Source organism: Streptomyces sp. MZ04 (assembly GCF_004684775.1).
Taxonomy (GTDB): Bacteria; Actinomycetota; Actinomycetes; order Streptomycetales; family Streptomycetaceae; genus Streptomyces.
On sequence record NZ_SRIC01000263.1, the window covers coordinates 1 to 11,355 of the forward strand.

The 11,355-nt window shown below is 70.8% G+C and carries 9 protein-coding genes; 5 read left to right on the forward strand and 4 right to left on the reverse strand.

The window, feature by feature from the left end:
- The 4 genes from E2651_RS34685 to E2651_RS34700 form a co-directional block, all read right to left on the reverse strand.
- Nucleotides 1-1,194 (reverse strand): MFS transporter (locus E2651_RS34685; protein WP_135335237.1); only part of this gene is annotated, 1,194 nt, incomplete at its 3' end.
- Complete coding sequence (locus tag E2651_RS34690; protein ID WP_245239418.1) at nt 1,191-2,555, reverse strand: GH1 family beta-glucosidase; 1,365 nt, start codon at nt 2,553-2,555, stop codon at nt 1,191-1,193. The genes E2651_RS34685 and E2651_RS34690, both read right to left, overlap by 4 nt.
- Before the next feature lie 85 nt (nt 2,556-2,640).
- Entirely contained in the window at nt 2,641-2,907 is a 267-nt protein-coding gene (locus E2651_RS34695) for a protealysin inhibitor emfourin (protein ID WP_135335238.1), read from the reverse strand.
- 25 nt (nt 2,908-2,932) lie between these two features.
- A complete protein-coding gene (locus E2651_RS34700; RefSeq protein ID WP_135335239.1) occupies nt 2,933-4,003 on the reverse strand; it encodes a M4 family metallopeptidase in 1,071 nt (356 codons plus the stop codon).
- A gap of 296 nt (nt 4,004-4,299) precedes the next feature.
- Here E2651_RS34700 and leuA point away from each other — a divergent pair, with 296 nt between their 5' ends.
- The 5 genes from leuA to E2651_RS34730 all read left to right on the forward strand — a co-directional run bounded on the left by leuA (nt 4,300) and on the right by E2651_RS34730 (nt 11,210).
- On the forward strand, nt 4,300-6,027 hold the full coding sequence (gene leuA / locus E2651_RS34710) for a 2-isopropylmalate synthase (RefSeq protein ID WP_135335240.1): 1,728 nt from the start codon (nt 4,300-4,302) through the stop codon (nt 6,025-6,027).
- A gap of 260 nt (nt 6,028-6,287) precedes the next feature.
- Nucleotides 6,288-6,968, forward strand: a complete 681-nt coding sequence (locus E2651_RS34715) for a TerB family tellurite resistance protein (protein ID WP_245239419.1) — start codon at nt 6,288-6,290, stop codon at nt 6,966-6,968.
- Nucleotides 6,969-7,151: 183 nt separating this feature from the next.
- The gene (locus E2651_RS34720) at nt 7,152-9,233 is read left to right on the forward strand and encodes an MMPL family transporter (RefSeq protein ID WP_135335242.1); all 2,082 of its coding nucleotides are present in this window, start codon (nt 7,152-7,154) and stop codon (nt 9,231-9,233) included.
- 37 nt (nt 9,234-9,270) lie between these two features.
- Nucleotides 9,271-10,536 (forward strand): histidine kinase, encoded by a 1,266-nt coding sequence (locus E2651_RS34725; RefSeq protein WP_135335243.1) that lies wholly within the window; start codon nt 9,271-9,273, stop codon nt 10,534-10,536.
- The gene (locus E2651_RS34730) at nt 10,533-11,210 is read left to right on the forward strand and encodes a response regulator transcription factor (protein WP_135335244.1); all 678 of its coding nucleotides are present in this window, start codon (nt 10,533-10,535) and stop codon (nt 11,208-11,210) included. The genes E2651_RS34725 and E2651_RS34730 overlap by 4 nt, the downstream gene beginning before the upstream one ends.
- Nucleotides 11,211-11,355 lie beyond the last annotated feature (145 nt).

Below are 11,355 nucleotides of genomic sequence, written 5' to 3' on the forward strand. Positions count from 1 at the left end.
CCCCACCACCGCCGCCACCAGGTACAGGACCCGGTAGCCGCCCAGATACGTCACGATCGGGGCCGCGATCGCCGGGGCCGCCACCTGGGGCAGGGAGTTGGCGATGTTGATGACGCCCAGGTCCTTGCCGCGGTCCAGGGCCTTCGGCAGGACGTCCGTCATCAGGGCGAAGTCCACCGACGTGAAGACGCCGAAGCCGATGCCGAGCACCGCCGCCGCGACGATCGCGCCCGGCCAGGTCTGCCACACCGCGAGGAGGCTCGTCGCCACCGCCATCAGCGAGCCCGACCAGATCACGAACGGCTTGCGGCGGCCGACGCGGTCCGACCAGGCGCCGCCCACCACGACCGTGGCCAGCATCGTCACGCCGTTCACGGCCGTCAGGATCAGTACGCCCGCCTCCGGGTCGGAGCGGTGCAGACGGTCGCGGAGGAAGTAGAGGAGGTAGAGCAGCACCACCGAGTTGCTGACGTTGATCAGGAAGCGGGTCAGCCACGCCCAGCCGAGATCCGGATAGCGGCGCGGGCTCAGCCAGAAACCCGCGAGGAAGCCGCGCCCGTTCCAGGGCGGGCGGTCGGCGGCCGCCAGGCGCAGGTCCCGATGGCGTACGACATAGGGCAGCACGCCCGCCACGGTGAACACCGCGCACGCCGCGTACCCCGCGACCGTCCCGCCCGCCACCGTGGCAAGGCCCGTCCCGACGACCACGCCGAGCAGCTGCGCCGCACCCAACCAGCCCCCCACAGAGCCCCGTTGGAGGCGCGGTACCCGGTCGGGGACAGCCGCGGTGACCGCGGCGAAGGCGGCGTTCAGGGTGAGCTGGACCAGGCACCAGCCCGCCGCCATCCACCACACCGAGCCGGCCGCGGAGAGCAGGAGGAGCGAGGCGGCGCCCCCTGCCGTGCCCGCCACGATCCAGGGAGTGCGGCGGCCCCAGCGGGACGTCGTGCGGTCCGACAGCGCGCCGAAGAGCGGGTTCGCGGCGAGGGACACCACCGCGCCCACGCCCGTCACCCAGGCGAGGACCGTCTCCTTAGACGTGCCCGCAGGGGCCAGGTCCTCCGCCTGCACGGCGAGCAGGATCTGCAGCGGGCCGTACCAGCCCACCCAGATCGCCCCGTTGGCGGCCGACAGGGAAGAGGTCCAGCCCCGTCCGACCCGCTCCGTCGGCTCCGCCAGCGCGGTGGCGGTCATGGTCGCTGCGCCCGCAGGGCATCGCGCAGCCAGCCGTACGACGCCTTAGGGGTGCGTTCCAGGGTGTCGTAGTCGACGTGGACGAGCCCGAAGCGCTGCCGGTAGCCCTCCGCCCACTCGAAGTTGTCCATCAGGGACCAGACGAAGTAGCCGCGTACGTCCACGCCCGCCTCCAACGCCCGGTGCAGGGCCCGCAGATGGCCGTCCAGGTAGGTGATGCGCTCCTGGTCGTCCAGACCCTCGTACGAGCAGCCGTTCTCGGTGATGACGAGGGGCGGAAGCCGGTCGCCGTACCGGTCGCGGAAGCCGGTGAGCAGCTCCGTGAACGCGTCCGGGACCACCGGCCAGCCGAAGTCCGTCACCGGGAAGCCCTCGATCTCCCTTGGCGCGAAGGGGAGTTCGGGCGGGAGTGTGAGGCCGGAGAACTCGGTGGTGTGGGGGAGCGGGGCGCCCACCTTCGTCGGCTGGTAGAAGTTGACGCCGTACCAGTCGAGCGGCTCGGAGATCACCTTCAGGTCCGCTTCGAGGTCGTCCGACGGCATCAACTCCCCGATGTCCTCCGGGTATCGGCCGAGGAGCAGCGGGTCGGCGAAGAGGCGGTTGAGGAGTACGTCGTAGAAGTCCGCCGCCGCCGTGTCCTCGTCGGCGGCCGACGCGGGCCAGGTCGGGCCGTGCGAGTTGGCGATGCCGATGTCGCGCGCGCCCGCCGCGCGCAGCGCCCGTACCGCGAGGCCGTGGGCCAGGAGCTGGTGGTGGGCGACCGGCAGCGCGTCGAAAAGGAGCTGCTCGCCGGGGGCGTGCTGGCCGAGCGCGTGGCCCAACAGGGTGTGTTCCGCAGGCTCGTTGAGGGTGATCCACTTCGTGACGCGGTCGCCGATGCGGGCGGCCACCACGGCGGCGTAATCGGCGAACCGCTCGGCCGTGTCGCGCCGCAGCCAGCCGCCGGCCTCCTGCACGGCCAGCGGGGTGTCCCAGTGGAAGAGGGTGGGGACGGGACGTATGCCTGCCGCGCACAGCTCGTCGACCAGGCGGTCGTAGAAGTCGAGCCCCGCGGCGCTCACGTCGCCCGCACCCGCCGGAAGTACCCGCGGCCACGACACGGAGAAGCGGTACGCGTCCACGCCCAACTCCCGTATGAGGGAGACGTCCTCGCGGTAGCGGTGGTAGTGGTCGCAGGCGACGGCGGCCGTCGTGCCGTCCTTCACGTTCCCCGGGACGGCCGTGAACGCGTCCCAGACCGAGGGGCCGCGTTCGTCGACGGCGCCCTCGATCTGATGGGCCGATGTGGACACCCCCCACAGGAAGTCGCGGGGGAACTGGGGTATCGGTGCCATCGGTTCGCGCGGATCGCTCGCAGCCATGGGCGCGATCTTCCGTACCGCCCAGTAAGGAAGTCAATGGGTGTACACGAGAAAAGATGAACACTTCTCAAGTTCTACGAGAGTGCTACGAGCCCTCCTTCAGGACCCGCGAGATCAGCTTCCGCTGCGGCTCGGTCAGCCGGGGATCCGAGCAGTACACCGTGTGCCCGTCGACGGTGAGCTGGTAATTGAAGCCGTCCGGCACCCCTATGAGCGGCGTGCCCCGGCCATCGGCCACGGCCTGTTCGGCCAGGGCGTGCCACTCGTGGGCATCGGGCAGTCCCGAGGTGTCGACCTCGGCGTGCCGCTCGATGCCCGCGAATCCTCCCGTGCGCTTCACCTGGATACGCATGGGTCCTGTCTACTCCAGGAGGCGCTCAGGTGGTAGGCACCCCGACCTGGGACCACGCCTTCAGGACGGCCCCGTGCTCCTCGCCCTCGCCGTACTTGTCGCGCGCCGCGGCCACCGTCAGCTTCGCGAAGTCCGCGAAGGAGGCGTCCTGCGCCAGCTCGCCGCCGGTCAGGACGGCGTACCAGATCTGCCCGGCCCGCTCCCACGCGTTGCCGCCGAGCGCCTCGGCGAGCAGGTAGAAGGCGTGGTTGGGGATGCCGGAGTTGATGTGCACGCCGCCGTTGTCGCGGCCCGTGCGGACGTAGTGGTCCATGTCGGCGGGCTGCGGGTCCTTGCCGAGCACGTCGTCGTCGTACGCCGTGCCCGGCGCCTTCATGGAGCGCAGGGCCTTGCCCGTGACGCGCGGGGCGAGCAGCCCGGCGCCGATCAGCCAGTCGGCGTCGGCGGCGGTCTGGCCGAGCGTGTACTGCTTGATCAGCGAGCCGAAGACGTCGGACATCGACTCGTTGAGCGCGCCCGGCTGTCCGAAGTACGTGAGGTTCGCCGTGTACTGCGTGACGCCGTGCGTCAGCTCGTGGCCGATGACGTCCACCGGAATGGTGAAGTCGAGGAAGATCTCGCCGTCACCGTCACCGAACACCATCTGCTCGCCGTTCCAGAAGGCGTTGTTGTACTCCTCGGAGTAGTGCACGGTCGCGATGAGCGGCAGGCCGCTGCCGTCGATGGAGTTGCGCTGGTACGACTTCAGGTACAGCTCGAAGGTCGCGCCGAGGCCCGCGTACGCGCGGTTGACGGTCGCGTCCTTGCCGGGCTTGTCGCCCTCGCCGCGGACCTTGCGGCCCGGCAGTTCGGTCTTGTGCTTCGCGTCGTAGATCGTGCGGTGCGGCTTGCCTTCGGCCGCTTCCTTGGGCGGTGTGACGGAGGGGGCGCCGATGACGGTGGTCAGCCGGCGGTGGGTGCGCTCGATGGCGTCCCGCTCCAGGGTGCGGCGGGCGGGTCCGGCGAGCGAGGCGTCGTCACTCTGGGCCAGAGTGTCGAGCACGTGGGGCGGAATGATGGTGCAGAAGACAGGCTCGAAGCCTGGGTTGGCGGTCATGGCGGCAATGTGGCACTGAGCTATGCCGCTGTCACTACCTGCAACCATGATTAGTGAAATAGAGGGATTGATCACCACTAGGCCGTAACCTGACCGCGATCCCGCATACTGATACGCATCCGCGCACACAGCGCGGCTCGGCTAGGCTGCGGAGCATCATGCGTTACGGGCTGCTTCTCCTTAGCTGCCGCGGCGAGGGCCTGTAGTCGAGGCCGACTCCCTCCCCGCGGAGTTCGGTGTTGCTCGCGAAGCGACCGTCGGCCGTCCTTCAGGACACTCCCGAGGAGCCCCGCATCATGGCGATCAAGCCGAATTTCCAGCGCGCCACGTCCATGCCGATCCACAAGTACGGCCAGTACGAGCAGGTCGACATCCCCGACCGCACCTGGCCGCAGAACCGGATCACGGCCGCCCCCCGCTGGCTCTCCACGGACCTGCGTGACGGCAACCAGGCGCTGATCGACCCGATGTCACCGGCCCGCAAGCGCGAGATGTTCGACCTGCTGGTCCGCATGGGCTACAAGGAGATCGAGGTCGGCTTCCCCTCGTCCGGGCAGACGGACTTCGATTTCGTACGCTCGATCATCGAGGACGGCGCGATCCCGGACGACGTCACCATCTCCGTCCTGACGCAGGCCCGCGAAGAGCTGATCTCCCGCACCGTCGAGTCGCTGGTCGGCGCCAAGCGCGCCACCGTCCACCTGTACAACGCGACCGCGCCGGTCTGGCGCGAGGTCGTCTTCCGCGGCTCGAAGGACGCGGTCAAGCAGATCGCCGTGGACGGCACGCGTCTGGTCATGGAGTACGCGGAGAAGCTGCTGGGCCCCGAGACGGTCTTCGGCTACCAGTACAGCCCCGAGATCTTCACGGACACCGAGCTGGACTTCGCGCTGGAGGTCTGCGAGGCCGTCTGTGACGTGTGGCAGCCGGGCCCGGACCGCGAGATCATCCTCAACCTGCCCGCCACGGTGGAGCGTTCGACCCCGTCCACGCACGCGGACCGCTTCGAGTGGATGTCCCGCAACCTGACCCGCCGCGAGCACGTCTGCCTGTCCGTGCACCCGCACAACGACCGCGGCACCGCCGTCGCCGCCGCCGAACTGGCCATCATGGCCGGCGCCGACCGCATCGAGGGCTGCCTGTTCGGCCAGGGCGAGCGCACCGGCAACGTCGACCTGGTCACCCTGGGCATGAACCTGTTCTCGCAGGGCGTGGACCCGCAGATCGACTTCTCCGACATCGACGAGATCCGCCGCACCGCCGAGTACTGCAACCAGATGGAGGTCCACCCCCGCCACCCGTACGCGGGCGACCTCGTCTACACCGCCTTCTCCGGCTCCCACCAGGACGCCATCAAGAAGGGCTTCGAGGCCATGGCGGTCCGGGCCGAGCAGCAGGGCAAGACCGTCGACGACATCGAGTGGGCCGTGCCGTACCTGCCCATCGACCCGAAGGATGTCGGCCGTTCCTACGAGGCCGTGATCCGCGTCAACTCGCAGTCCGGCAAGGGCGGTATCGCCTACGTCCTGCAGAACGACCACAAGCTGGACCTGCCGCGCCGCATGCAGGTCGAGTTCTCCAAGATCATCCAGACGAAGACCGACACCGAGGGCGGCGAGGTCACGCCGGACGCGATCTGGGGCATCTTCCAGGACGAGTACCTGCCCAACCCGCAGAATCCGTGGGGCCGCATCCAGGTCAAGAACGGCCAGACGACCACCGACAAGGACGGCACCGACACCCTCACCGTCGAGGCCACGGTCGACGGCGCCGACACGGTCCTGACCGGCACCGGCAACGGCCCGATCTCGGCCTTCTTCCAGGCCCTGCAGGGCATCGGCATCGACGTACGCCTGCTGGACTACCAGGAGCACACGATGAGCGAGGGCGCCTCCGCGCAGGCCGCCTCGTACATCGAGTGCGCCATCGGCGACAAGGTCCTGTGGGGCATCGGCATCGACGCGAACACCACGCGTGCCTCGCTGAAGGCCGCGGTTTCCGCGGTGAACCGCGCCGCGCGCTAATCGGCACTGCATTCGGGGCTTAGCCCCCGGACCCCGGTCATCGAGCGCCGGACGGGCTTGTTTGAGCCCGTCCGGCGCTTTTGTGCGCTTCCGCGCTCTGGTCATCTACCGGCCATCTCTCGCACAGGGTGCTGACGTCACATCAACAATGTGGCTAACATCACGCCCAACCAGGCAATGTCGCCGGGGCGTTACGGAGGTGCGTGGTGCTGCCAGATCGGGGACCAAACGGCCGGGAATCCCGCATCTTCGGCAGGCCCGTGTCGCGCGCGCGGGTGCTGCGCAGGCGCGTGATCGGCGTACATACGGCCTGGACAACCGTCGGGGACGGCGAGTTCTTCTGCCCCGGCTGCGGAGGCGACCGCAACTACCAGCGGCGCACCGGCCGTCGCCGCTTCGTCCTCCTCGGCGTCCCCGTCCTGCCCCGCGGCGCCACGGGCCCCATCGTCGAATGCGCGGCCTGCCAGGACCACTTCGGTACGGATGTTCTCGGCCATCCCACGACCACCCGGCTCTTCGCGATGGTGCGCGACGCCGTGCACACCGTCGTCCTCGCGGTGCTCTCCGCGGGCGGCACCTCCTCGCGCACGACGCTCGACGCGGCCGTCGCGACGTTGCGCGGTGCCGGGTACGACGACTGCTGCGAGGAACAGCTCGTCGCGCTCGTCGACGCGCTCGCCGCCGACACCGGGCGGGCCACGGTGCCGGAGTACGTGCCGGGTCTGGCCATAGAGCTGCACGAGGCGCTCGGCCCGCTGGCCCCGCACCTCGCCCCCGCGGGACGCGAGTCGATCCTCCTGCAGGGCGCGCGGATCGCCCTCGCCGACGGGCCGTACACCCCCGCCGAGCGCGAGGTGCTCGGCACGGCGGGCGGGGCGCTGACCATCGGCGCGGACGAGGTGACGCGTCTCCTGGTGGCGGCGCGGACGACGCAGTCGTAGCGGGCTTCCGGCACCGGAGGCGGGCGCCCTCGTGGCGCGGCCGCAGTACTCCCGCGGGAGTACTCGCACCCCGTTGCCTCCCTGGGGCGTACGCCCCAACTCGCCCTCCGGCCCGACGGATTGGCCCCCTTGCTCCGGGAGCGTTGGCGTTGAACCTGCCAACCTGCCGGAAGGAGGCCCGTCATGCGGGCCGAACAGACCACCGCACGACGGCGACGAGCCGTGCCCTGGGTGTTCCTCGGGCTGTGGATCGCCGTCATCGCGCTCGCCGGGCCCTTCGCGTCGAAACTGGCCGACACCCAGCAGGACCGCGTCGTCGACTACCTCCCCGCAAGCGCCGACTCCACCCAAGTCGCCGAACTGGAAGGCCAGTTGCCCGGCGGCGAGGCCACCGAGATGGTGCTCGTGTACCACCGCGACGGCGGCCTGAGGGCCGCCGACCGCGAGACCGCGGCGGCCCAGGTCGCCGACATCGACCGGGCCCACAAACTGACCTCGACGCCCCGCGCCGTACCGTCCAAGGACGGCACCACACTGATGTACCCGGTGGCGAGCACCGAGCCCGGCCAGGACGAGAAGGCCAGGGACGCGCTCGTCGAGGACGTGCGTGAAGTCGCGCGCGGCGAGGGCGGGTTGAGTGTCGAGGTGGGCGGCGACGGGGCGCTGAACACGGACGCCGCGAAGGTCTACAACTCGCTCGGCGGCCCGCTGCTCTACACCACGGCCGGCGTGGTGGCGCTCCTCCTGATCCTCATCTACCGCAGCCCGTTCCTGTGGCTGGTTCCGCTCGCCGTCGCGGGCATCGCGGACTACCTCGCGATGGCGGTCGCGTACGGACTGCACGAAGGGTTCGGGACGTCCGTCACCGGCCAGAGCAGCGGGGTGATGACCATCCTCGTGTTCGGCGCGGGCACGGACTACGCGCTGCTCCTTGTCGCCCGCTACCGGGAGGAGCTGCGCCGCATCGAGCGTCCGTACGACGCGATGGTGGCCGCCCTGCGCGGCTGCGGCCCCGCGGTGCTCGCCTCGTCGGGGACGGTCGCGGCCGGGCTGCTCTGCCTGCTCGCCGCGGACCTCAACAGCAGCCGGGGCATGGGCCCGCTCGGCACGGTCGGTGTGCTGTGCGCCCTGGCCGCGATGCTGACACTCCTGCCCGCGGTCCTCGTGCTGCTCGGGCGCCGGGTGTTCTGGCCGCTGGTCCCCGCGTTCGGCAGTGTGCCCAAGCAGCGGCGCAGTCTCTTCTCCATGATGGGGAGTTCGGCGGGACGCAGGCCGCTGACGGTCCTCGCCGGTGGCGCGCTGCTGCTCGGCGCGCTGGCGCTCGGCGCGCTGAACCTGCCGGGGGCCCTGAAGCAGGAGGACTCCTTCACCAAGACGCCCGACTCGGTCTCCGCGATGGGGACGCTCGCCAAGGCCTACCCCGAGCGAGGCAGCCAGCCGATCACCGTGATGACCCCCTCCGACGACGCGGGGGCCGCGCTGGCGTCCATCCGGGACACGAAGGGTGTGGACAGTGTGGCCAAGGGGCGTACGGCGAAGGGGTGGACGGAGATCTCCGTCATCGCCTCGTCCGCGCCGCAGTCGGCGGGGGAGACGGCGACGATCAAGGAGCTGCGGTCCGATCTCGACTCCTCGTACGTGGGGGGCGCGAGCGCGCAGCAACTGGACCTGGAGGACACCAACTCCCGCGACCGGATGATCATCGTGCCGCTGGTGCTCGCGGCGGTGTTTCTGATCCTCGTGGCGCTGCTGCGGAGTCTCGTCGCGCCTCTGCTGCTGCTCGCCGCCGTGGTCGCGGTGTGGGGCGCGTCGCTTGGCATCGCGGGACTCGTCTTCGAGCCGCTGTTCGGCTTCGAGGGCACGGATCCGGGGCTCGGCCTGCTGTCCTTCGTCTTCCTCGTCGCACTGGGCGTCGACTACGGCATCTTCCTGATGCACCGGATGCGCGAGGAGTCCCTGGCGGGCGCGGAGCCGGGCGCTGCCGCGCTGACGGCGCTGCGGACCACGGGAGGCGTCATCGCCTCGGCCGGGCTCGTGCTCGCGGCCACGTTCGCGGTGCTGACCAATATGCCGCTGGTGCAGCTGGTCGAGCTGGGCTTCGTGATCGCGGTCGGAGTGCTCCTTGACACGTTCCTGGTGCGGACGTATCTCGTGACGAGCGCGAGTGTCGCCCTCGGGCGGCGCGTGTGGTGGCCCGGCGCGCTGTCTCGCCCCGCCGCCGCGGTGGGTGCGGCGGCGGAGCCTGCTCGGGTGCCGGTGCCGTAGCTCCCACGGGGGCGGCGACGTACGGGAGGATGGAGCGGTGGTGGACACCCAGCGAGTTCATGGCAGTTCAGGCGCGCCCGGTGGCCCGCCCGGTGGCGCGAGCGGTGTCGGCGGGCGGAGTGTTTCGCTCCCCTTCAGCGGCGCGGCACCCGGCACCCGCCGGGCCCTGTGTGACGACGCCGTCCTCGCGGGCGGCATCGCCGTCGCCGCCGCTTTCCTCGCGGCCCTCGTGGAGGACGGCCGGCACCCGGACGCCATCGGGTGGGTGCTGCTCATGGCCGCGCACATCCTTCTCGTGTGGCGGCGCAGCAGGCCCGTGCCCGTGCTCTTCGCCGTGGCTGCCTGCGTCGTGCCCTACCACGCCGCCGACTACACGCACATCGCCGCCGTCCCGGTGGGCCTGGTGGCCCTCTACACCGTCGCCGCCACCGGTCGGCCCTTGCGCGCCATGCTCACCGGGCTCACCGTCGTCGGCTTCGCCCTGGCCGTCAAAGCGAGCGTCTCCCCGCACCAGGTCGCCGAGGTGCTGCGGATCTCCGGATGGGTCGTGGCCGTACTCCTCTTGGGGGTGTACGTGCGGATCCATCGGCAGTACGTGGCCTCGGTCGTGGAACGTGCCGTGCGCGCGGAACGTACACGCGAGGAAGAGGCGCGGCGGCGCGTCGCCGAGGAGCGGCTGCGGGTCGCCCGCGACCTGCACGATCTGCTGGCGCACAGCATCACCCTGGTCGGCGTCCAGACCTCCGTCGCGGCGCATGTCCTTGCCGCCGATCCGGAGCGGCTCGACCGTGCGGCGGTCGCCAAGGCGCTTGACGACATCGCCGAGACCTGCCGGTCGGCACGGGGTGAACTCCGGGCCACGCTCGAGGTGTTGAGGTCGGGGCCCGAGGAGTCGCGGGGGCCGCTGCCGGGGCTCGGCGGGCTGCCGGATCTGGCGGACGCCGCGCGGATCTCCGGCGCGGAGGTCGACCTCGCCGTGCGCGAGACGGACGCCCCGCCGGCGGTGGGCGCCGCCGCCTACCGCATCATCCAGGAGGCCCTCACCAACGCCGTCCGGCACGGGGGCCCCGGTCTCACCATCCGGGTGGGCGTACGGATGGAGGACGCGGCGCTGAAGGTGACGGTCACGGACGACGGCCGGGCCGACGCCCGCGACCCGTCCCACACCCCCGGCTTCGGCCTCGTCGGCATGCGCGAGCGGGCCCGCAGCGTGGGCGGCACCCTGGAGGCGGGGCCTCGGGACGAGGGCGGTTTCATGGTCAACGCCGTACTGCCGCTGGTGCCTGTGGGAGGCCTCCGATGACGATCCGTGTGCTGCTGGCCGACGATCAGACTCTCGTCCGGGTGGCGTTCGCGCTGCTCGTGGAGTCGGCGCCGGACATGGAGGTGGTCGGGCAGGCGGGGACGGGGCGTGCGGCGGTCGAGCTCGCCCGCTCCGAGCGGGCCGACCTCATCGTGATGGACATCCGCATGCCGGATCTGGACGGCATCGAGGCGACGCGTCTGCTGGCCGGGGACGAGGACCTGGCGGGTGTGAAGGTGCTGATGCTGACGACGTACGACACCGATGAGCATGTCGTCGAGGCGTTGCGGGCCGGGGCGTCCGGCTTCCTGGTCAAGGACACGAAGCCGGCGGAACTGCTTGATGCGATACGGACGGTGGCGGCGGGGGAGTCCCTGCTGTCGCCGGGCCCGACATCCCGCCTGATCGCCCGCGCGCTGCGGGCGCCGGCGGCTCCGCCGTCCCTGGGCGCCGAGGGCCCGGAGGGTCTCTCCGAACGGGAGAGGGAGGTGCTTTCGCTGGTGGCGCGGGGCCTGAACAACACGGAGATAGCGGAGGCGTTGGGGTTGAGCCCCCTGACCGCGAAGACGCATGTCAGCCGGATCATGGGGAAGTTGGGTGCGAGGGATCGGGCGCAGCTGGTGATTGTGGCGTACGAGTCGGGGTTGGTGCGGCCGGGTGGGGCGGTGGGGTGAGGGCGGTCTCTTTCCCCAACCCCGCCCCTTCCCGAAACTTTCCGGCTGCGCCGGCCTCGAGGTGACCGCAGATCACCGGCTCCGCCGAGTTCGTCCTCAAACGCCGGACGGGCTGATTGGTTTCAACCCCGCCCCCGCCAGAAAC